The 21,405-nt window shown below is 41.8% G+C and carries 20 protein-coding genes; 3 read left to right on the top strand and 17 right to left on the bottom strand.

Going from position 1 to position 21,405, the window contains the following annotated elements; genetic code table 11:
- Positions 1 to 4: 4 nt before the first annotated feature.
- The 16 genes from greA to GYA54_00655 all read right to left on the bottom strand — a co-directional run bounded on the left by greA (position 5) and on the right by GYA54_00655 (position 16,606).
- Positions 5 to 460, bottom strand: coding sequence for a transcription elongation factor GreA (gene greA, locus GYA54_00730; GenBank protein NMC51240.1), 456 nt, complete (start codon positions 458 to 460; stop codon positions 5 to 7).
- A gap of 95 nt (positions 461 to 555) precedes the next feature.
- Positions 556 to 2,454: a penicillin-binding protein 2 gene (gene mrdA / locus GYA54_00725; GenBank protein NMC51239.1), complete on the bottom strand. Its 1,899-nt coding sequence runs from the start codon at positions 2,452 to 2,454 to the stop codon at positions 556 to 558.
- Positions 2,455 to 2,459: 5 nt separating this feature from the next.
- The gene (locus tag GYA54_00720) at positions 2,460 to 2,966 is read right to left on the bottom strand and encodes a hypothetical protein (protein NMC51238.1); all 507 of its coding nucleotides are present in this window, start codon (positions 2,964 to 2,966) and stop codon (positions 2,460 to 2,462) included.
- A 4-nt stretch (positions 2,967 to 2,970) separates the two neighbouring features.
- The gene (gene mreC / locus GYA54_00715; GenBank protein ID NMC51237.1) at positions 2,971 to 3,786 is read right to left on the bottom strand and encodes a rod shape-determining protein MreC; all 816 of its coding nucleotides are present in this window, start codon (positions 3,784 to 3,786) and stop codon (positions 2,971 to 2,973) included.
- An 11-nt stretch (positions 3,787 to 3,797) separates the two neighbouring features.
- Positions 3,798 to 4,838 (bottom strand): rod shape-determining protein, encoded by a 1,041-nt coding sequence (locus GYA54_00710; protein ID NMC51236.1) that lies wholly within the window; start codon positions 4,836 to 4,838, stop codon positions 3,798 to 3,800.
- Between the two features lie 5 nt (positions 4,839 to 4,843).
- Positions 4,844 to 6,067 carry a hypothetical protein gene (locus GYA54_00705; GenBank protein NMC51235.1) on the bottom strand — a complete coding sequence of 408 codons (1,224 nt, stop codon included), beginning with the start codon at positions 6,065 to 6,067 and terminating at the stop codon, positions 4,844 to 4,846.
- Between the two features lie 5 nt (positions 6,068 to 6,072).
- Positions 6,073 to 7,032, bottom strand: a complete 960-nt coding sequence (locus GYA54_00700; protein NMC51234.1) for a radical SAM protein — start codon at positions 7,030 to 7,032, stop codon at positions 6,073 to 6,075.
- Between the two features lie 22 nt (positions 7,033 to 7,054).
- Positions 7,055 to 8,218 (bottom strand): RIP metalloprotease RseP, encoded by a 1,164-nt coding sequence (rseP, locus tag GYA54_00695; protein NMC51233.1) that lies wholly within the window; start codon positions 8,216 to 8,218, stop codon positions 7,055 to 7,057.
- Between the two features lie 212 nt (positions 8,219 to 8,430).
- Positions 8,431 to 8,976: a ribosome recycling factor gene (gene frr, locus GYA54_00690; protein NMC51232.1), complete on the bottom strand. Its 546-nt coding sequence runs from the start codon at positions 8,974 to 8,976 to the stop codon at positions 8,431 to 8,433.
- A gap of 22 nt (positions 8,977 to 8,998) precedes the next feature.
- Complete coding sequence (locus tag GYA54_00685) at positions 8,999 to 10,045, bottom strand: hypothetical protein (protein NMC51231.1); 1,047 nt, start codon at positions 10,043 to 10,045, stop codon at positions 8,999 to 9,001.
- 15 nt (positions 10,046 to 10,060) lie between these two features.
- The gene (locus tag GYA54_00680) at positions 10,061 to 11,056 is read right to left on the bottom strand and encodes an AAA family ATPase (GenBank protein NMC51230.1); all 996 of its coding nucleotides are present in this window, start codon (positions 11,054 to 11,056) and stop codon (positions 10,061 to 10,063) included.
- Between the two features lie 131 nt (positions 11,057 to 11,187).
- Positions 11,188 to 12,261 carry a glycosyltransferase family 4 protein gene (locus tag GYA54_00675; protein NMC51229.1) on the bottom strand — a complete coding sequence of 358 codons (1,074 nt, stop codon included), beginning with the start codon at positions 12,259 to 12,261 and terminating at the stop codon, positions 11,188 to 11,190.
- 5 nt (positions 12,262 to 12,266) lie between these two features.
- Entirely contained in the window at positions 12,267 to 13,352 is a 1,086-nt protein-coding gene (locus GYA54_00670; GenBank protein NMC51228.1) for a glycosyltransferase family 4 protein, read from the bottom strand.
- Between the two features lie 107 nt (positions 13,353 to 13,459).
- Positions 13,460 to 14,467: a rod shape-determining protein gene (locus GYA54_00665; GenBank protein ID NMC51227.1), complete on the bottom strand. Its 1,008-nt coding sequence runs from the start codon at positions 14,465 to 14,467 to the stop codon at positions 13,460 to 13,462.
- A 478-nt stretch (positions 14,468 to 14,945) separates the two neighbouring features.
- Complete coding sequence (locus tag GYA54_00660) at positions 14,946 to 15,845, bottom strand: DUF2090 domain-containing protein (protein NMC51226.1); 900 nt, start codon at positions 15,843 to 15,845, stop codon at positions 14,946 to 14,948.
- 23 nt (positions 15,846 to 15,868) lie between these two features.
- On the bottom strand, positions 15,869 to 16,606 hold the full coding sequence (locus GYA54_00655; GenBank protein ID NMC51225.1) for a sulfite exporter TauE/SafE family protein: 738 nt from the start codon (positions 16,604 to 16,606) through the stop codon (positions 15,869 to 15,871).
- A 100-nt stretch (positions 16,607 to 16,706) separates the two neighbouring features.
- Between GYA54_00655 and dprA the strand changes: the two genes are divergently transcribed.
- Positions 16,707 to 17,810: a DNA-protecting protein DprA gene (dprA, locus tag GYA54_00650; protein ID NMC51224.1), complete on the top strand. Its 1,104-nt coding sequence runs from the start codon at positions 16,707 to 16,709 to the stop codon at positions 17,808 to 17,810.
- A gap of 20 nt (positions 17,811 to 17,830) precedes the next feature.
- Positions 17,831 to 19,108 carry a hypothetical protein gene (locus GYA54_00645; GenBank protein ID NMC51223.1) on the top strand — a complete coding sequence of 426 codons (1,278 nt, stop codon included), beginning with the start codon at positions 17,831 to 17,833 and terminating at the stop codon, positions 19,106 to 19,108.
- Between the two features lie 68 nt (positions 19,109 to 19,176).
- On the opposite strand, the gene GYA54_00640 is transcribed toward GYA54_00645, so the two are convergent.
- Positions 19,177 to 19,494: a hypothetical protein gene (locus GYA54_00640; protein NMC51222.1), complete on the bottom strand. Its 318-nt coding sequence runs from the start codon at positions 19,492 to 19,494 to the stop codon at positions 19,177 to 19,179.
- Between the two features lie 83 nt (positions 19,495 to 19,577).
- Here GYA54_00640 and topA point away from each other — a divergent pair.
- Positions 19,578 to 21,405: type I DNA topoisomerase (gene topA / locus GYA54_00635; protein ID NMC51221.1), on the top strand; the 1,828-nt coding region annotated here is incomplete at its 3' end.

Raw genomic sequence — 21,405 nt, 5'->3', positions numbered from 1 at the left:
AAAATTATTTAATCTTTTCAATAGTAAAACTAACCGGTCCTTTGGGCGCCTGGAATTCTACGGTGTCGCCGGCTTTTTTGCCGAGGAAGGCTCGGCCCAAGGGAGATTCGTTGGAAATTTTGCCGAGAGATGGATTGGCCTCCTGGCTACCAACGATAGTATACTCTCGACTCTGGCCATTGCTGTCCAAAAAGGTAATGGTCGAACCGACGCTTACCACATTGGTTGAATGATTATTTTCTTCAATGATAGAGGCATTTTTGATAATATTGTCCAATTCAGCAATCTTCATTTCTAAAAAAGACTGCTCTTCTTTGGCAGCTGCGTATTCGGCGTTTTCACTTAGATCGCCGAGCTCTTTGGCTTCCTGGATGCGCTCAGCGATTTTTTTGCGTTCCATGTTTACAAGTTGGCTGTATTCTTCTTTTAGTTTGACTAGGCCTTCTTTGGTTATATACATGTTTGGTTAAAAGTTATGGTTAATGATGATAATAAATTTTATATATACTCCCTATGATATTATAAAGGGAATTTTCTGTCAATGGGGCAGATAAATTAGTTTTCACTAAAATACCAACTGGTAACTTCTTTGAAAACCGGCACAGCCACAGAACTGCCCTCGCCACCATATTCTACCAAAATTGTGATAACGATTGAGGGCTCATCGTAAGGGGCAAAACCCGTAAACCAAGCATGGGTGCGATCATCGCCGCCGACCTGAGCGGTGCCGGTTTTGCCAGCACTTGTGAAGGGCATGGAGCCAAGAGATCTAGCTGACCCAGTAAGGGTGGTTGCGCGCAGACCGCGCCGAACAATTTCTATATTTTTGGGAGAGAAAAAATTGCTTTTTATAATATAATTTTGGGAAGGGGCTTCACCCTCGGCCTGTCGCAATAAATGTGGGCGGTAAAGAGTACCGCCATTGGCAATAACTGAAGTATAAGCCGCCACCTGAAGGGGGGTAACCAAAATATCTCCCTGACCGATAGAGAGATGATAGGTGTCACCAATATACCAAGGTTCTTTTTTGTTCGAAAGCTTCCAATCTTCATCCGGGAGAAAGCCCGCCACTTCACTCGGCAGATCAATACCCAATATAGTACCCAGCCCGATCCGGTTGGAATAATTTTTTATTTTTTCTACACCCAAGCCGTCGAAGTCTCCATAGCCGCCACCGATATAATAAAAAAAAGTATTAACTGACTCAGCCAAAGCACCAATAACATTTATACGACCATGCCCACCGGCCTTCCAGTCTGGGAAAAACCAACTGCCAATACGTAGTCCGCCGCTGGACAAGAAAGTTTTTGACTCATTGATAATCCCCTCTTCAAGGGCGGCTAGAGCGACGACTGGCTTGAAGGTAGAGCCGGGCGGGTAAGCACCGGCGATAGAACGGTTAAAAAGTGGTTTACGCTCATCCGAGAGATAATTATTATAAGCTTCTTTGTCAATACCGGCGCTGAAAAAATTATTATCAAAATCAGGCAGGCTGACCATAGCTAGGATCTCACCGTTCCTGGGATCCATGGCGATGGCCGAACCACTGCCAGAGCCACCGGCGGTAGAAATAGCCCGATTCAGGCTCTCGGCCATTTTTTTTTGCAGATCAAGATCAAGGCTCAAAACCAAATCCCCGCCATCGACCGGCTCTTCTCGGGCAATAATCTTTTTGGGCTTGCCCAAAGAATCAACTTCTACTTCCTCCAAACCATTTTTGCCACGCAAAATATTCTCATAAACATATTCAATACCGCTCTTGCCAAGGTAATCACCTTGGCGGTAGCCAAAATTTTTTAACTTTTTTAGCTCCTCAATGTTTATTTCTCCCAAAAAACCGAGGAGATGCGAAAGTCCGCCAACGGTCAAATATTCACGGCGCGGTTCGATATAAAGTTTGATGCCGGGAAGCTCTTTTTCATAAAGAGAAATCCTGATGGACTGCTCGTGTGTCAAATCTTCAGTAATGGTAATTGATTCGTAAGATTTGTCTGCGGTCGAGGCAAATAAACGCAAAATTTCATCTTTGTTTTTACCAGAAAGATTATAAATTTCTTCAGCCAAAGATTCTCGTGCAGCGGGCTCTTTGGGTAAATCACCGGGGATAAAGGATAAAGAGAAGTGGGCAGTGTTTTTGACAAGGGGCGTGTTGAAGCGATCGTAAATTATACCACGACTGGCCGGGAGAATATTGAGACGCAGACGATTGCCCTCGGCAATCACAAGATAATCCCCGCCACGAAATAGCTGGAGATAAAAGAGCCTACCAAAAAGAACAATAAAACAAAAAATAAGAACAAAAAAAATTATTTTTATCTTTGATTGATTGATAAAAAGAGAAATTTTTTCCCCAAAGTCACCAAACCAAAAACTATCCCCCTCTTCTCGAAGGCGGCTAAAACCGGAAATATCGGAGATGGTATCCTGAACGCAAAAGGGATCTGTTTTTTTCATAATAATCAAGAAATTACCTGGTTTTTGAGTTGGCGACCTAAGGGGTTCGGAGTCAAGGATGCCAAAACAACAAAAAGTGAGTGAAAAAGTAATTGATAGAAGAAAACTACTAAGTAATGAGGATTGAAGGCGCTAGAGCCCAGGGATAAAAAATTGTAGCCAAGGGAAAATAGATGAAAAACAATAAGGCCAATGGAGCTGGAAAGCAGCAGAGAGAAAAAATTCTTGTGTTGAAAAAAATTGAAGATAAAGAATTTTATAATCAAAATCGTTATAATAAATACAAGGCTATAAAAACCAAAAAATAATGGGGAATAAAGATCCAAAAAAAGACCGAGCATAGAAACCGCGAAGACACCCAGATCAAGGGCGGCAAAAAATGACACAAAAACAATAAAAAGCAAGGGCAGATGCAAATAGAAAAAATTACCGCCCAAAATGCTTGGCAAAAAACCAAGATGTAAAAGGGTAATAAAAATAATTGCCAAAAAAATTAAAATAAAACGGGTCATAAAATTATTGGCTATTCGCCGGCAAAATAATGGTGACCAGTGATAAATTAGAATAATCGACTAGGGGCTCGGCCACGGCTGATTGCCAAAGGTTATTATCAGAAAATTCTATTTTTTGCACCCTGCCCAAGACCAAACCGGGGGGGGTATTTAGATTGAGATTGGAAGTAACCACTAGATCACCAATTGCTATTTTTGCTTCTTTGGGCAACATCTCTATCCTTAGATTAATATTGTGTTCACCCTTAGCCAAGCCGGCAGATCCCTCTTCGCCAATGATAGTGACAGCTATTTGACTTTCACTATCGGTCAAGAGCCGAACCTCGGCAATGTTTTCTTCTACGCGGATCAAACGACCGACGACTAGGCCCTGATCCATGGTGACTGGCAGACCAACAGAGAGCCCATGACGAGCGCCTTTGTCAATCAGAAAATAATTTTTATCAAAATCAAAACTGCGGCCAACCACCCTGGCAACAACATAATTATATTTATATTCATCAACAAATTGGAGTTCTTGTTTGAGAATTTCGTTCTCTTTTTGAACAAGGGAGAGAACGGCGTTTTTTTTGGCTAGGGAGATGAGCTCGCTTTTGAGAAAATCATTTTGTTTGATAATATCATCTTGATTTTGATAAATAGAAAAAAAATCACCCAAACTGTCGGCTAAGTGGCTGCTGGCCCGAATCAAGGGATTGAAGATAGAAATTAAAAGAGAGCTGGAATATCTGGTTAGCCCAGAATAATAACCCAAAAAAATAAGGCCACAAAAAATGATGGCCCCAAGGGTTATCTTAAAAGATAGAGAGCGACGAGCCATAAAAAAATAAATTATTTTGTAGAAGGCAGTAAGACGTCCTTGAGGTTTTCTAAATCTTCTAAAACTAGGCCAGTCCCACGCACAACACAAGTCAGCGGATCATCAATAATTGCAACGGGGATGCGCGTTTCCTGGCCGATAAGAGAATCGAGCCCACGCAAGAGGGCCCCACCGCCAGAAAGGACTATGCCGCGCTTATAAATATCAGCTACCAACTCGGGTGGAGTGGATTCTATTGTTGATTTGATACTACTGACGATGGTCCTAACGCTACGGCTGATCGCTTCTCGCACTTCACTATCAGAAATAACAATCTCTTTGGGCAAACCGTTGATAAGATCACGGCCGCTAACAGCCATTTCAACCGGCCGATCAGAAGCAAAAACAGATCCAATGGCAATTTTTATTTTTTCTGCTGTTGTGTCACCAATTAAAAGATTAAAATTTTCTCTAATATATTGAATAATATTTTTATTCAAGGTATCACCGGCTAGACGCAGTGACTTCCAGGCGACAATACCAGAGAGTGAAATAACGGCAATCTGGGTCGTGCCGCCCCCAATATCCACTACCATATTGCCAGTGGACTCCTGGACGGGCAGGCGAGCGCCGATAGCGGCGGCCATGGGCTCTTCAACTAGGAAAACCTCCTTGGCGCCAGCGCCGAGAGCGGCATCTTCGACTGCTTTTCTCTCCACCTCGGTAACATCGAGCGGTATACCAATAACAATACGCGGCTTGCCGGAAAAAAATCCAAGCTTATTGCCGACAAATTTATTGATAAAATATTTGAGCATTTGTTCCGCCACTTCAAAATCAGAAATTATCCCTTCCACCAAAGGTTTGGAAGTAATAATGTGGCTGGGTGTCTTGCCGACCATCCTTTTGGCATCTTCGCCAATGGCCAAAACCTGATCAGTTCTGGTATTGATGGCGACAACGGATGGTTCATTAACAACAATACCCTTGCCTTTGATATAAACGAGGGTATTACTGGTGCCAAGATCAATGCCAATATCAGGTCTGATATTTTTGAATACACTGTTCAACATGAAAATTATAAATTATTAAAATTTTTCAAGTCAACATTTTTAGAGACTCTTTTTTTAACTTCTATTTTATTATCCGTCTTGTCAGAGACGACGAGTCTTGTGGGTAGACCAAGAAGGTCAGCGTCTTGGAGTTTTTCTCCGGGAGAGCTCTCGGAGCGGTCATCATAGAGAATTTCCTCGCCCCTAGCCGCCAATTTGGCGTAAATATCTTCAGCCTGTTTCTTTACCTTACCCTCTTTTGACAAATTTAGCAAATGATATTTGAAGGGCGCTACAGCCTCTGGCCAGATCATGCCCTTGTCGTCATGAAAGACCTCCACAATAGTGCCCATCAAGCGCGAAGGACCAATGCCGTAGCAACCCATTTGCACCAAATTATTACCACCTTTTTCATCTTGATAAACCAGCTTAAATGGCTCGGAGTACTTGGTTTTAAGTTGAAAAATATTGCCGACCTCAATGCCATTCTTTTTGATCAACTTTTTGTTGCCGCACTCAGGGCAAGAGTCTTGCTCGGCGATAATCTCTTTATTGATGCCCAGACGACATTTTTCACAAAGATAAACCTCGTCTTCGCCAGACTCACAAACAGTCTGATACTCGTGAGAATACTTGGAAAAACTGCCGCCAGAAGCAAATGTCTTGTAAGTGATATCGCCGAGAGATAGCCTAGCCCAAACCCGTTCGTAAGCCTTGGCCATGCGCTCATAAAAATCTTCCAGATCTTTTTCGTTGGCATGAAAAGAATAAACATCTTTCATGCGGAATTCCCGACCGCGCAGAAGTCCGGATTTGGCCCGGGCCTCATTTCTAAATTTACTTTGAATTTGGTAAACAGCAAAGGGCAGATCCTTATAGGAAAAAATGTACTGTTTGGCCAGGGGGGTAACAATTTCTTCGTGGGTTGGCCCGAGAGTAAACTCACTGCCGCGAACGCCCTGCAATTTGAAGAGAATCTCATGAATACCATCCCAGCGACCGGTCTTGACCCAATTTTCCTTGGGGTGGAGGGCGGGCATCAAAATTTCCTGACAACCGGCGGCATTCATCTCTTCGCGGATAATATTTTCAATCTTGACCAAGGCCCGAAGACCCAGCGGTAAAAAGGTGTAACTGCCAGCCATTAATTTATCGATAAAACCAGCTTTGATTAGAAGCTTGGCATTGATTGATTCCTCGTCTTTGGCAAATTCTTTTTTGGTTTTGGTGAAAAGTTGTGATTGGCGCATAGATTTTAATTAATTTTATTATAATGATATTTTAATTGCCCACAGCCTGAAGTATTACTGATACCCTTGCTAATATCAAACACGTAGCCGGCACTTGAGGTTTTAAGGATTTTCAAAAACTTTTTTAACGCTGGCAAAGAAACTCGCTGATAAGGCAGGTCAATAACAGGATTGAACATTTTTATCTGAGCAATGAATCCAAATTCTTTTGATAGATCGGCTAATTTTTGGGCATCTCTTTCGCTGTCATTAATACCTTTTATTAGGGTATAGTTTAGTCTGACAGGGCGAGCATTTGTTTCTTTTTGATATTCGGCCGCCAGCTCTAAAATTTCTCTGATCTTTAAAGTCTCGCCTATCGGCATTAATTTTGATCTTAATTCATCAGAAACAGAATGTAAAGAAATAAAAAGGTTCAGGATTATCTTGTCTTTAATGAGCTCGGACAATCCAGATAAAATGCCAACGGTCATGAGAGAATTAATTATTTCCTCAATACCAAATTTTTTTAGCCGAAGAGGAAATTCCTTAATAGCCGCGGTGACATTTTGATAATTTAATAGTGACTCACCCATGCCAGCGAAGGTTATTTCAATTTTTTTTATATTTTTTGGTTGATAATCATTAAGGACAGTAACTACCTGGGCTATTATCTCCTCAGTGGTGAGATTGCGAACAAAACTCTGTTTACCGGTGGCACAAAACTTGCAACCAAGCGCACAGCCGATCTGAGAAGAGATACAAATACCATAAAAATCTGTGTGTTGATATAAAAATTTTAATGGGGAAAAATTATAGAGGAAATAGGGTATTTTGAAGTAGCTCCCCCAAAAAATTAATTTGATTATTAAGCTAGATATTCTGGAATATGGGTAGAAAACGGTTTCAATAATTGAATTGTCTTCTAACTGCAGTAAATATTTTACAGTGCCATCAAATGAATAAAAGCGTTTAATAATCTTCATATTTTTTTGAGAGACGAAAAAATTAAAAAAATGATTTAAAAGCATTGAGGATGCCAGCACCATAAGTGCGCAAATCGCGGAAGGTAACAAGGATGATCAGAGCGATCAGAAAGAAAAAGCCGGCCTGATGTGTCCATTCCACATATTTCTGGCGGAGTGGTCGGCCTTTAATTTTTTCAAAGAGCAAAAATAAAATGCGGCCACCATCTAGCCCGGGAATGGGTAATAAATTAACAATGGCCAAATTTAAAGATAACATGGCGGCGAATTGGAGGATATAAATAAAACCAAGCTTAACTACCTGGCCAGTCAAAACAGCAATCCCCACGGGTCCGGAAACTTCGGCTGCGACCTTGCCGTGGGCAAAGATATCCCCAATTATCTGGCCAAAAGCCTTCACGATAGCGACCGACAAACCAAAGCTGTTCTTGGCGCCCTCCCAGATAGCTTCATACCAAGGATAAGTGACGGTGGCTGTTTTGACCAAACCAACACCAATCACGGCGCGACCACCAGAGTCTGGTACAACTTCTGGAGTAATGATTTTTTTGATTTCTTCCTGACCACGCAAAAAGACAAAATCAGTGGGTTGACCTTGGCGGTTATTAACTTTTTCCTGCAGGTCTTTAATGGTGGCAACGGCTTCTCCATCTATCAGATAAATAGCATCGCCAATGGTGACACCCGCTTTGGCGGCCGGAGAGTTTTCACTCAAAGAGATAACCTGGATTTTTTCATTTTTTAGATTGAGGTTGGCAGCAGGCACATCATCAACCATAGTAGGAATACCCGAAGCAAAGCCGATTGAGAGCAGGAAAAAAGCCAAAACAAAGTTCATAAAGACTCCGGCAAAAAGCATGATAAATCTTTGCCAGATTTTTTTGCTGGAAAAACTATTAGGATTATTTTCTCCCTGACCATCTTCTCCTTTGATTTTGACAAAGCCACCAATCGGCAACCAGTTGAGAGACCAAACTGTGTTTTGATAATTTTCAGCCGGGTCGCTAGCTTTGACGCGTTGCCACTTATTATTATTTTTTACCCAGCCAATAGCTCTTGGGGGCAAACCAAAACCAAACTCATCAGCTTTGACTCTGAAAAGACGGGCACTCAAAAAATGACCCAATTCATGAACGAGTACAAGAAGACCAAGGATGATAAAAAATGTCAGGGCAGTTATTAGCATAATTTTTATTATTTTATCCTGAGCCCCGCATTGAGTTTGCGGGACGAAGGATCCCGTGGGCAATTAATTTATCTTGAATCTATGAAAAGATCCCGTGCCGCAAAGCAACTGTACTAATCACAGTTGGGGCTGACCCAGCTGGGATCCTTCACTCGTTCTAGGATAATTCTAGGCTGGAGGTCAGGCCCGTTCAGGATAAACTTTATATAATTTTATAACTTGATTTCTTCTTCTTTCTTTTTGCCCAACTCTTCAACTTTGTCGTTGTATTCACGAACAAGTTTGTCTAAGTCTTCTACTGCTTTATAGCGTTCATCTTCGGTGATTTCTTTGTTTTTTTCAGCAGCAATAATCTTTTCTTTAACGTCATCTCTGACACCACGCAGAGAGCGGCGACCAGACTCCATTTTGTCATTTAAAACCTTGATCAATTCTTTTCTCGTTTCCTCGGTCATGGGCGAAAGAGCAATGCGGAGAAAGGTACCTTCATTATTAACGCTCAAGCCCAGACTAGCTGTCTGGATAGTTTTCTCTATATTTTTGATAACGCCCTTGTCCCAAGGCTCAACGGTCAACATTCTCGGCTCTGGCGCCTGGATGCTACCTAGCTGGTTTAGGGGCATTTTGGAACCATAAACTTCAACCATAAGATTCTCTAGCATGCTCGGAGTAGCGCGATTGGTGCGCAGAGCTCCAATGTCTGTTTTGACGTGTTCTATTACTTTATCAAACTCACCCTTGTATTGATCTACTCTCATAAAAATATAATTAATTTATAAACTATTGAGTCAAGTTTAAGTATAAGATATTTGGGTCTTTGGGGTCAACCAAAATACTACTGGCCCTAAATTTGCCCGAAGCTGGCAGGGGTTTGGTTTGCCAGTTGCGGCCGCCATCAAAAGTGTGATAAAAAATATCTTCCAAAATATAATAAATTTCATTGGGGTCTTTGGGGTTGTAGCCAAAGGCCTCAATGTCCACGGTGTTGGGTGGAGAAACCAGCTGGAGCGCAGACCAATTTTTACCACTATCTAGGCTTCTCAAGATACCGTAGCGGGAAAGATAAAGCAGGGTGCCTTCTTTATTAATAAAGAATAAATTTTTAAAATTATTGATGCCGGGGTATTCATTGTTTTTGGCAGCAATGATCTCCTGCCAATTCACCCCACCGTCAAAGGAATAATAAAGCCCATTGTCGGCCGCCACATACAAATTTTTATTATGATACTGATCAACGATAATTTTGCTGGAATTTTTTTGAAAGTTATAAAGCGGTTTCCAGCTATTGCCCCAATCAAGACTCAAAAGCAAGGTGCCATCATTTTCCAGCAAGTAAACCCGACTGGTGTCAAAAGGATCTACTGAGAGACTCTTGATAGAGGCGTTGGCCCGGACTTCTGTATAGACTATATCCCATTTGGCTCCGCTGTCAGAGGTTTTATAAACCTTATTGCCAGAAGCCACATAAATGATGCTTTTGGTTTTGGGATTTTGGGCAAAATCAGCAATATCCGAATTGGGGATTAAGGGTTGCCAATTTTCAGCGCGGTCCGTGGAAACAAAAAAGCCCAAATTGGTGGCGGCGTAAAGAATACTGGTCGTGGCAATGTCAAAATTGGCTTTGCGGATATCAATTTTGACCCGGCCAACGCCAGAAAAATTATTTTTTGCCTCCCAAGACTCACCGCGGTTCTGGCTTTTGTAAATACCCCCAGAAACCTGGGGGGTGCCATTATTTTGGGGACTGTTTAGGGTAAAAGAACAACCGGCCAAGAATAATGGAGCAACGATGAGAATAAAAATAATCAATTTCTTTCGGGATAACATAATATAATTAAAAAATTAAAATTCTAAAATCAAATTTTCTAAAGCCAGACGCAGATTGATATTTTGGCCCAGAAGTCGAGAGGTTTTTTTGATATCGCTCAAAATTTGAGTCAATTTAGCAGAGGAATAACGACTCACCAGTGGGCCAAAATCGCGCTCCAAAAAATGATGGGCGACCAAATGGTGCTCGCCAGAACGCAAAAGTAGAACATCACGCACTAGGGAGGCGAGAATCTGCAAAAATTCACGCACTTTGTCTTTGGTCGCCTCAGAATTATTCTGGCCAGCTAATTCTTCGACTAGAGAAAAACGTTCGTTGATGCTGCCTGACATTTTTTTCAAAATATCCGATAATTTTTCCTGGTACTCGTGGAAATTTTTGGGGTGACCGACAAATGGCAGGATGCGACCGGGAAAGCCGAGGCTTAGATGGGCGAGATCATAAGATTCGTGGCGTTCATAACCTACTGAGACTAGGTGGTCTTCTACTTCTTTGTGACTAACTGGCAAAAATTTTATGACCTGAAGGCGGGAAAGGATGGTGCGCGGCAAAAATTTTATATCCTCGGCAATAAAAATAAAAATAGTTTTGCCTACTGGCTCTTCAAGAATTTTCAATAGGGCATTGATAGCGCCGATGGAAAGAGCGTCAGCGTCGCGGATAATCATGACTTTGTAGGAATGCAGGAGAGAAAAATTTTGCATTTTGGAACGAGCTTCGCGCACTTCTTCCACGCTGATATTTTTTTTGTCTTCTGGCTTCTCGAGGTAAACAACATCTGGGTGAATACTATGGCCAAGCTCCCGGCAACTGGAACAACTGCCGCAGGGCCTGGATTGGTCGGAGCGGCAAAGAATGCTTTTGACAAAAAGATCAGCCATCAAATTCTTGCCTAGGCCGGGTGCGCCATAAAAAAGATAGGCATGGCCGATGGTGTTTTTTTGAATGACTGATTGCAAATAGCTGGCTATTTTTTTGTGGCCAATAATGGGCCAATTGTAGGTAGGCATCGGAATAAAATAACAGTTTTGGTGCTTTAATTCTAGCATTTTAAAGAGCTAATGGTCAAAACCACCGATGAGAGTAAAAAATTAACCATTCCTAATATTTTGAAAAACCCTCTTTTGGCTGAGAGGGTTTTCTATTTGCTTAGTTCTGCCAGAATCTTTTCAGCTGTGTCTGGCCAATTAAATTGTTTCAGGCGGTCATGACCGGCAGTGATTAATTGCGCTTGTAATTTTTCGTCGGAGATAATTTTTTCCAAACTAGTGGCAATATCCTCTGGTGAATCAGGCTTGGCATAAAGACAGGCATCGCCGCCGATTTCACGGAGTACGGGAATGTCCGAGGCCACGACCGGTAGACCAAAATCAAAAGCTTCCAGAATGGGGAAACCAAAACCTTCTTCCTTGGAAACGAGAACCAACACGGCTGACTCCCGAAGTAGTTCGTGTTTTTTTTCTTCTGTAATGTAGTTTAAAAGTTCAATATTCTTTAATCCTAAATCATAAATCTTAAATCTCTCATCAATTTTACCAGCGAGGATCAACTTGCAATCAGGATGCTCTTTGCTAAATATCTGGAATCCTTTTATTAAATTCCTAATGTTCTTCTTCTCCTCTACTCTACCTATATATAAAATTTGTTTCTTTCTTTGTATTTTGTTGATTGGGTTTTGAGTTTTGGCGTTGTACCCCCAAGGCACAAAGACTATTTTCTTTGGGGCGATCTTGGTGTGGTCAATCAAATCCTGCTTGACTGCCTCGGTGGGCACAAAAATTTTCGTACATATCTTTTTGGCCAGCCATAAGTCTAGGTTGAGAATAAATTTTTGTTTGAAAGAATACAGCTGTGGTTGTTTTTTAAAGGCAATGTCGTGGATTACTTTATAGTAACTAGTAACTCGTAACTTGTAACTAACAATGAACAACAACGGCATGGCGTGGACTGGGAAAAACATTACTTGCGGCGGGTGAAAAATCAATTCCAAAGCCAGACGAATTTGCGTCCAGAGGAGCTTGAACGGCCAGCGTAAAATACGTTGGTTTTCGCTCGGCAACCAGTCAATTTTTTGTGGAGTATAATAAATGATTTTCTGATTGCTGATTGCTGATTGCTGATTGCTGATTGTTTTGATTAATTCATCACTGACGAGCTCGACTCCGGTTTTTTGAATTGTAGAGACGCTCCTAGAGGCGTCGACAACTATTTGCATAAATATTATTGCTTTGTAATTTGCAACATTTTTTCAATAAATTTTTCCTCACTAAATTTTTGCGCTTGCGCTTCGCAATCAGCGCGCATCTTTTGGGCAGTCTCTGACGTGAGCCATCCTACAGCTCGGATAATATCATCAATAGTATAATCGGCAGGAATAAATTTACCAGTTTTACCATCAATAATTGTTTCTTTTAATCCACCATCAAAAACACCGATACAAGGTTTGCCCGCGGACATGGACTCCAGCGGCGTCATGCCAGCGTCTTCATTGATCGGGATATAGATTGAGGCAAGACAATGACCAATCAGCTCGGCTAATTTTCGGTCATCAACCCAGCCGAGTACTTGAATATTATCATAACCAGCGGCCAATTTTTTGACATTTTCAAAATCATCGCCGGCAGAGACCACTACTAATTTTTTATCCGGCATTTTCTGGAAAGCCCTTACAACATCCCCTATTCTTTTCAATTTATCAACTCGGCCAAAAGATAAATAATAACCACCTGGGGAAAGCCACTGAAATTTATCTGTCTGGATGGGGCACCAAACAACAGTAGAATCGCGATGCAAATATTTTTTTATTCTATTTTGGACATTTTTTGAATTGGCAATGACGATGTCCATTTGCCTAAAACCATAGCGATATACCAAACGACTAAGGGGAATAAAACAGCGGAGAATAATTCTTTTCCACCAGATTTTATTTTTTAGATAATAATCCCTGAGATCATAGGCATGACGGACCGGCGTGTGACAATAAAATATTTTTTTAACCCCAGCTCGGACATTGTGAGCCGCTGACAAACAATTATTGCCCGAAAAAATCACCAGATCATAATCACGGATGAATTTTGTTTTAAAATAAAAAAGCCACTGGAATTTGAGATAACGCCAGCCGCTTTTTTGAGAGGAGTTGCCGAGAACAAATAGTTTGTGTGGCACTTCGCTTTTTGGATAACACTCGCTGTCACTCCAAAAACCAGTACAAATATCAGCACCGAGACCTTTGGCCATAATCAAAACCAGGCGTTCGGCCCCGCCCCGGAACATAAAGCGGTCGTGGATGATGAGAATCTTTGACATAAATCAAAAGGCAAAAATCAAAATGCAAAATGACAATGTAAAATTTAAAATTATATAATCCATCCCGCGAAGCGGGATACCACAATTTTACATTTTGATATTTGATTTTATTTAGCCGCCAAAATGCTTCTCTTATATGCGTCTAAATTTTCTAGTGCCACACCAGTGCCCTTGGCTACACAAAGAATGGCTTCATCGGAATTGTAAGCTGGGACGCCGATGGCCTGAGAGATTAATTCATCAATATTGCGCAGTAGCGAAGTGCCACCAGAAAGCACGATGCCTTTATCCATAATATCGGCCGAGAGCTCGGGCGGCGTATTATAAAGTACTTGCTTGATCGCGGCGATAAGGCCAGCTAATTCATCTTGCAGGGCGTCGACCACGTCGTCGGAAGTGACTGTGATAATACGCGGCAGGCCGGAAACCATATCGCGACCCTTGACTTCAGTGGTGAGTTTTTTGGTGAGATAGAGGGCAGAGCCGACTTCTTTTTTGATATGCTCAGCCGTGGCTTCACCAACCGCCAGATTGTATTTTTTGCGTACGTGCTCTTGGATAGCGGCATCAAATTTATTGCCGCCGATGCGCACCGAGTTATTGGTGACAATGCCTCCGAGAGAAATAACAGCGATTTCTGAAGTCCCGCCGCCCATATCAATAATCATATGTCCAGAAGCAGAGCCGATGGGGATATTGGCACCAATAGCGGCGGCAATCGGTTCTTTGATGATGTAGGCGGCTTTGGCCCCAGCCGCGAGCGTGGCATCGATGGCCGCGCGTCTTTCAGTAGAAGTGATGGCACCAGGCACCGCGATCATCACTTCTGGCCGGAAAAGCCTGACCCCGCCCAGAGCCTTATTGATAAAATAACGGAGCATGGCTTCGGTGGTTTTGTAATCAGCGATCACCCCATCTTTGAGCGGACGGGCGGCAACAATCGTATCAGGAGTGCGGCCAATCATCTGTTTGGCGTCGTCACCGACAGCCAAGACTTTTTTGTCAATGATAGAATAAGCCACGACTGATGGCTCATTGATAATAATGCCTTTTCCCGGCACATAAACTAGGGTGGAGGTAGTGCCAAGGTCTATACCGATTTTCTTCAAAAACATAGGAAAAAATATAAAATAAGGAAGAGTCCTCGTGCCTGTAGATTAACGCAAAATGGGCTAATAGTCAAAAAACCACAAATCTACAAATCAACTACAAATCTACAAATAAAAACGCCCAATCCTTTGACAGATTGGGCTCGGCCGACCAAGAATCACTCAGATTTTCCTTTCCACATAGAGGATGCCGTTGTTAAAATGGAAATTAAATCTTTGACAATGCTGGCGCAAGTGCCCCAATAGCGCGGGCTCTTCGCTGCGGTCCAGAGAAGAAAATCGGGGCTGCCAACTGTTCCCGCTCTCAACAAGGTGTGCTACGATTTTGTTCCCCATTTGTGCCGGCACTTTGCAACCGGCCAAATCGATGGTAATGGCGATAGGCTGTGCCATAAAAATCTCCTCCATGCATGGTTGATTTGGTTTATTTTGGTATTACAGTAGTTTAATACAAAGAGGTTCGGTGGTCAAGAAAAAAGATAATTTATTTCTGCCAGTAGTTGACCAACTCAGTATAATTCTTGGCGATTTCTTTGACTGTTTGTTTTTTGTTTATCCGGCCAGCATGTAGGTCCAAAAGCGGGCGCAGAAAAACTGTCCGACCGACTGCGAAGCCATTGAGCTCAGTCTTGGGGGCTATTTCCATCCAACTTTTGACTTTGGCAAAACTCTCACCGCGTCCAAGCATGACAATCGAAACCCCCTGCCTCTCTTGGCCAGCACGGATAGCTTTGATGACCTTGGGCCAATCTGATGATTTTTCCATAGCTTCTATCTTCCAGATATCTGGCTCAACACCTGCTTGCTGAAACATTTTGACCACCTGGACGGTCAGAGCCGGGCGGAGTTGGCGATCAAATGTCTCTTTGCTGTTTTTGAATTTCTTTAAATCAGCGGCGCTTGGGGGAACGAGCAATTCTATCATTAATTTAAAATTGTTTTGCTGACACCAAGCGCTCAGGGCGGCCAATCTGGGTAATTGTTGTTTGTTGTCCTTTTCCAATGCTGGGTTCGAACGAACCAGTGCCTTGACAATAGAGGGATTTAAATCTTTAATTGCTAGACCAAAATCATGGCCATGAGCAAAATCAAAAACATGCTGGCCACTTTTTTCTACGGGCAGAAGGAAAACAATTTTTTTCTTTTTTGCGGCTTTGAGTATTGGCAATCCAAACTCTTCATCTACTAAAATAGCTGGCGTGCCGGCGGTGAATTTAATTTTTTTTGTGGCCGATAAAAAAGCTTCAAAAATGAGAGCCTTGTAAGACCGAATTACTTTAAGCTGGGCTGGGGTCAATCGTTTGGCCTGACCCAAAAAACTGTCAATAAAAGACGATCGATGATCAAAGGGCAAGATATATAGTTTTTTGGGGTAGCCAAGCATATATATTTATATTATCAAAATAATTAAAATAAGATAATCTTGAGAGCGCTGATCAAAACAACGAGGATAAAAAGTCGCCTGATCCAAATGTTGCCAGCTTTTAGACCGAAGTGAGTACCAATAATACTACCAATGGCACTAGCGACAAACATAACAACAGCGACTGGCCAATTGACGAGGCCGGCAAATACTAATATAACACTGGAAAGTAGACCGGTAATAGTATTGTGGATCTTTCTGGTAGCCGAGGACTCAATAAATGTTAAACCTAAAAATAGATAGACAAAATTGAACCACATACCGGTCATAGAAAAAAGACCACCCAAAAAACTAGCAACAAGAGCCATAAGTCCACCAATCAGCCAGCGAGCGGTAGTCATATTTATTGTCTTTTCTTTGAGACCAATCTCTTTGCGCCAAAAAATAATTGGCAAGCTGACCAACATCACTATGGCAATTAACTTTTCAAAAAAGTCCTGGTCTATTTTTATCACGACAAGGGTGCCCAGAATCACCCCAATGACGCTTGGTATCAAAAAAGACAGGCCCAATTTCCAGTGGGCTTGTTTGGCTTTGTGAAGCTGAAAAAGCGCAATACTATCGGCCTGGCCGCCGATCCGATTGGTGGCAATAGCGACTGAGGGCGGGAAACCGAAGAAAATCAACATAGGTATCAAAATTAAACCCCCTCCGCCGACCATCACGGTCACGATCCGCACGAGCACAGTAATAATAAAGATGGCTATTAATTCGAGAGTCATTTGTCTGACTTTAATTTAAATTTAATTTACCATTTATCCGCCCGGTTGTCTAAATTTTATTTAAGTAGTATTATTGAATTAATTATTAATAAACAAACCTATGGCCGGGCGAGAAGAAACAAAATATTGGATCTCCATGGCAAAAATCCCGGGATTGGGACCAGTCAGACTAAAAAGAATTTTTGAACACTTTGACTCTATGCAGAGAGCTTGGGAGGCAGACATAGAAAATATGCGTGGCGCTGGCATAGAACAAAAAATTGCCGAGGATATTGTTTTTATGAGAGAAAGATTGAATCCAGATGAAGAACTTTTGGCTGTACAAAAAGAGGGCATCAATGTAGTAACTCTGGCAGATAATAATTATCCAAAACTCCTGAAAGAAATTTACAGTCCGCCAGCTATCCTATATTATAGAGGGGGATTGTCGGGTGAGGGCGATGAATTTGCAGTGGCGGTGGTGGGTACGAGAAAATATTCCTCCTATGGCAAGCAGGCGACTATGAGTATTGTAGGTGAATTGGCGAATCAGGGCATCACCACTGTATCGGGGCTGGCCATGGGTATTGATGCTCTGGTACACGAGGCAACAGTAAATAATGGCGGGCGGACAATAGCGGTTTTGGGCTCGGGTATTGGCGAAGCAGATATTTATCCTTCAATTAATAGATATCTGGCTAAAAAAGTCATAGAAAAAGGCGGACTGATTTTGTCTGAATATCCACCGGGTACAGTGCCAATAAAGCAAAATTTCCCGCAGAGAAATAGAATTATCTCTGGTTTGAGTCTGGCCACTCTGGTAATAGAAGCGCCAGAGACATCCGGTGCCCTTTTGACAGCGAAGTATGCCTTAGAACAAAATCGCGATGTCATGGCGGTGCCGGGGAGCATCTACAGTCCCAATGCTGTCGGACCAAACAATCTGATAAAGATGGGAGCTAAGCTGGTCAACTCCGCTAATGATGTTTTGGAGGCGCTCAATATGCAACAAGTAAAAGAATTTATTGATAATAGGAAAATATCCCCGGATACCAGTGAAGAGGCTGTGATTTTGGAAATACTCAGCAATGAGCCCCTGCATGTTGATGAAATAATCAAAAAAACAAACTTGACAGTCGCCCAAGCCAACAGTACTCTGGTCTTGATGGAAATGAAAGGTAAACTAAAAAATCTCGGCAACATGATGTATGTGGCCGCGAGATAATTTAATGATAAAAAATAATTATGAATTTTGAAAAATATTATCAGGCGGTAAATTTTTTGGAATCACTCAGCAATATCCGCGATAAAAAAACAATCACTATAAAATTTAACCTCAGAAAAACTGCGGCGCTTCTTAAAGAATTAAAAATCAACCTCAACCAGTTCAAATTTGTGCATATCGCCGGTACTTCGGGCAAGGGCTCGGTCACGGCGATGACTCACAATATGCTCAGAGAGTCGGGCTACTCAGTGGGGTCGATTTATTCTCCTCACACCACGACAATAATAGAGAGGATAAAAGTCAATAACAAATATATAGCCCCGGTGGATTTTGTCCGCTTGCTAGATAAAATAAAACCAGTTTGGGAAAAAATATATTGGCAGGACAAAAAAATGCGACCCACTTTCCAACAAATAATCCTCGGCATCGCGCTTTTATATTTTCAAGAAAAAAAATGCCAATATGTAGTTTTGGAAACTTCGGTCGGCGGAGAACACGATTCGACCAATATTATAAAAAAACCACTGGCAGCGGTGATCACCAATATCGGGCTAGATCATACAAAGATCCTCGGTAAAACACTCCCGGAAATAGCCAGATCCAAGGCGGGCATAATCAAACCCGGGGTGCCAGTCATAACAGCAGAAAAAAAACCAGCAATCGTAAAAATATTTGGAAACAGAGCCAAAAGATATGGCTGCCCTTTTTATCAAGTCAGGAAAAATGATGAGTTTGATGTGATAATGAATGGCAACCGGCAAAATATCAATGCCAATCTGGCGGCTAAAATTGGAGAAATACTAGGATTAGAAAAAGAGGCGATCCGAAGGGGAATCAAAAAAACAGCCCTTCCCTGCCGACTGGAGGTGATGAGCCACAATCCGACTATTATTTTGGACGGGGCGCACAATCCAGATAAGATAAAATCAACCGTCGAAAGTCTAAAAAAATTTCAATACAAAAAATTGATTTTGATCTTTGCTTTGAATGAAAATAAAGATGAGAGAAAAATCACAAAAATAGTGGCGCCGGTGGCGGATAAGGTCTTTGTCACGCGCCACCTCCATGCCAGCCGTGCTTGCAATGATCTGAAATTGCTGTATAATTTGTTTTTAGAACTCAACAAAAAAATAAAAGCAGAAATTGCAGTTGACCCGTGGCAGGCGCTAGGCAAAGCCATCAGCGAGGCCAAAAAGGATGATCTGATTTTGATCACTGGTTCGTTTTATCTAGCTGGAGAACTAAGAAAGAAATGGATCAGTGAGGAAAAAATATTAAAAGATAATAGTGGAAAATAAAAAACAAGCAGGACGAATCAATCTTTGGATGATTGATTCGCGCTGCTTGGCAAGAGATTGGGTGAAGGCTATTTTTTGCTGTCTACCACAAAGACCCTGATGACCCCAAAATTAACCTGTAGTTTGGGATTGTCGTGAATGAATTTACGGATCAGCAACAGAATCCGACAATGCCCAACAATTCTGGGGAATAAGTGTGGTGTTATATTGGTGACACACAACTCTGAAAAAAAGGCTTCATGCTTCCAGGTGTCTCTTCCTGGAATACTCCCCCTGATAACATCAAAAAAGTCGGCTGTGGGAGTACGATGGTTCTCCATGCCCAGAGACGGCTCATTCTGACGCACGAAGACTTCTAGACGAAAATCTCTTCTTATAATTTTCATGATAACCTCCAATCTTTGGTGAACTATAAATAATATTTAATGTTTTTGTTTGAATTAAATAACCTTAATACAAAACAACTTTTATGTCAAAGAGCCTAGTTATAGTAGAATCACCGACCAAGGCCAAGACCATTGCCAAATTTTTGAGCAGTGATTTTAAGATTACTTCATCCTATGGACATATCCGCGATTTACCTACTAAAAAACTCGGGGTGAAAGTGGATGATGATTTTGAGCCCGAATATACCGTGGCCAAGGATAAAAAACCTATTCTGGAAAATCTAAAGAAAATGGCCAAAGGAGCGGAGATGATATACTTTGCGACTGATGAAGACCGCGAAGGTGAAGCTATTTCCTGGCATCTTTTACAATTACTCCAAGATGCCAAAAAGAAATTGCCCCACAAAAGAATAGCTTTTCATGAAATCACCAAGACGGCGGTGCTAGAGGCCTTAGAACACCCGCGCGATATTGACCAAAATCTGGTCGATGCTCAGCAGGCTAGGAGAATTTTGGACAGATTGGTGGGTTATAAATTATCACCGTTTTTGTGGAAAAAAGTGGCCAAGGGATTATCGGCTGGCCGAGTGCAGTCGGTAGCGGTGAGGCTAATAGTGGAAAGAGAAACAGAAATTAAAAACTTTAAGCCAGAAGAATACTGGGTGTTGAAAGCCAGTCTTTTAACAGATAAGAAAGAAGAGATAACGGCAACCCTGATAAAAATTAATAACAAAAAATTAGAGAAGCTTGGAATAAAAGATAAAAAAACCATTGACCAAATCTTGAAAGACCTAGAGGGAGCTAAATATCTGGTTGAAGAATTAGAAGTCAAAGAGGTAACCAAAAATCAGCCGGCACCTTTTACTACCTCGACCCTACAACAGGAAGCGCATAATAAACTGGGTTTTTCGGCTAAACAAACAATGTTTTTGGCACAGGGATTGTATGAGGGTATAAAAATCGGCAAAGAGCAAATCGGCCTTATCACTTATATGAGGACCGACTCGCTCAATCTGGCCGAAAGTTTTGTGGCAGGAGCGAGAGATTTTATCGCGACCAATATCGGCAATAATTTTCTGCCGGCCAAGGCTAACCACTACAAGACGAAATCAAAAACCGCTCAAGAAGCCCATGAAGCCATCCGGCCAACTGATGTTTATAAAACCCCAGAGGAAATAAAAAATCACTTGGATGATAAACAATACAAACTTTATAACCTGATCTGGTCTAGGGCCGTAGCCTCCCAGATGAGACCGGCAATTATCGAGAGCACGGCCGCGGATATTGGCGCAGATAAATATATTTTCCGGGCCAATGGTAATGTAATAAAATTTGCTGGGTGGCAAAAAATTTATGGCAATAGCAAAGAAAATGAATTGCCAGAATTAAAAAAGGGCGAACAATTGGCCTTGAAAAATTTGGAGCCAAAACAGAGTTTTACCGAGCCGCCAGCCAGATACAACGACGCCAGCTTGGTCAAAAAACTGGAAGAGCTTGGCATCGGAAGACCCTCTACTTATGCCCCAATCATCTCCACAATCCAAGCCAGAAATTATACAAAGAGAGAAGGGGGTAAGTTTGTGCCCCAAAACATTGCCTTTGTGGTGACTGATCTCTTGAAAGAACATTTCCCAGAAATTGCTGATTATCAATTCACGGCTGATATGGAAAATAATTTAGATAAGGTGGCAGAGGGTGAAAAAAAATGGGTACCAGTGTTAAGAGATTTCTATGTTCCTTTTGAAAAAAATTTAGATAAAAAATATATGGAGATCCAAAAAGATGAAGTAATGGAGGTCGAAAAGACCGATGAAATATGTGATAAGTGCGGGGCGCCGATGGCGATAAGGACCAGTCGTTTTGGTAAATTTTTGGCCTGCAGCGCTTTTCCCAAGTGTAAAAATACCAAAC

The organism is Candidatus Kuenenbacteria bacterium, assembly GCA_012797775.1.
GTDB lineage: Bacteria > Patescibacteriota > Patescibacteriia > UBA2196 > GWA2-42-15 > JAAZMX01.
Note: the sequence above shows the minus strand (reverse complement) of the source record. Positions and strands in the feature narration are given on the sequence as shown.

Coding starts and splice junctions, on each gene's coding strand:
- frr (NMC51232.1), bottom strand. CDS start 8,976: ATGAGAGTAGATCAATACAAGGGTGAGTTTGATAAAGTAATAGAACAC.
- GYA54_00660 (NMC51226.1), bottom strand. CDS start 15,845: ATGCTTGGCTACCCCAAAAAACTATATATCTTGCCCTTTGATCATCGA.
- GYA54_00700 (NMC51234.1), bottom strand. CDS start 7,032: ATGAAGATTATTAAACGCTTTTATTCATTTGATGGCACTGTAAAATAT.
- GYA54_00655 (NMC51225.1), bottom strand. CDS start 16,606: ATGACTCTCGAATTAATAGCCATCTTTATTATTACTGTGCTCGTGCGG.
- GYA54_00645 (NMC51223.1), top strand. CDS start 17,831: ATGAATTTTGAAAAATATTATCAGGCGGTAAATTTTTTGGAATCACTC.
- rseP (NMC51233.1), bottom strand. CDS start 8,218: ATGCTAATAACTGCCCTGACATTTTTTATCATCCTTGGTCTTCTTGTA.
- mreC (NMC51237.1), bottom strand. CDS start 3,786: ATGGCTCGTCGCTCTCTATCTTTTAAGATAACCCTTGGGGCCATCATT.
- GYA54_00685 (NMC51231.1), bottom strand. CDS start 10,045: ATGTTATCCCGAAAGAAATTGATTATTTTTATTCTCATCGTTGCTCCA.
- GYA54_00640 (NMC51222.1), bottom strand. CDS start 19,494: ATGAAAATTATAAGAAGAGATTTTCGTCTAGAAGTCTTCGTGCGTCAG.
- mrdA (NMC51239.1), bottom strand. CDS start 2,454: ATGAAAAAAACAGATCCCTTTTGCGTTCAGGATACCATCTCCGATATT.
- GYA54_00665 (NMC51227.1), bottom strand. CDS start 14,467: ATGTTTTTGAAGAAAATCGGTATAGACCTTGGCACTACCTCCACCCTA.
- GYA54_00720 (NMC51238.1), bottom strand. CDS start 2,966: ATGACCCGTTTTATTTTAATTTTTTTGGCAATTATTTTTATTACCCTT.
- GYA54_00705 (NMC51235.1), bottom strand. CDS start 6,067: ATGCGCCAATCACAACTTTTCACCAAAACCAAAAAAGAATTTGCCAAA.
- greA (NMC51240.1), bottom strand. CDS start 460: ATGTATATAACCAAAGAAGGCCTAGTCAAACTAAAAGAAGAATACAGC.
- dprA (NMC51224.1), top strand. CDS start 16,707: ATGGCCGGGCGAGAAGAAACAAAATATTGGATCTCCATGGCAAAAATC.
- GYA54_00680 (NMC51230.1), bottom strand. CDS start 11,056: ATGCCTACCTACAATTGGCCCATTATTGGCCACAAAAAAATAGCCAGC.
- GYA54_00710 (NMC51236.1), bottom strand. CDS start 4,838: ATGTTGAACAGTGTATTCAAAAATATCAGACCTGATATTGGCATTGAT.
- GYA54_00670 (NMC51228.1), bottom strand. CDS start 13,352: ATGTCAAAGATTCTCATCATCCACGACCGCTTTATGTTCCGGGGCGGG.
- GYA54_00675 (NMC51229.1), bottom strand. CDS start 12,261: ATGCAAATAGTTGTCGACGCCTCTAGGAGCGTCTCTACAATTCAAAAA.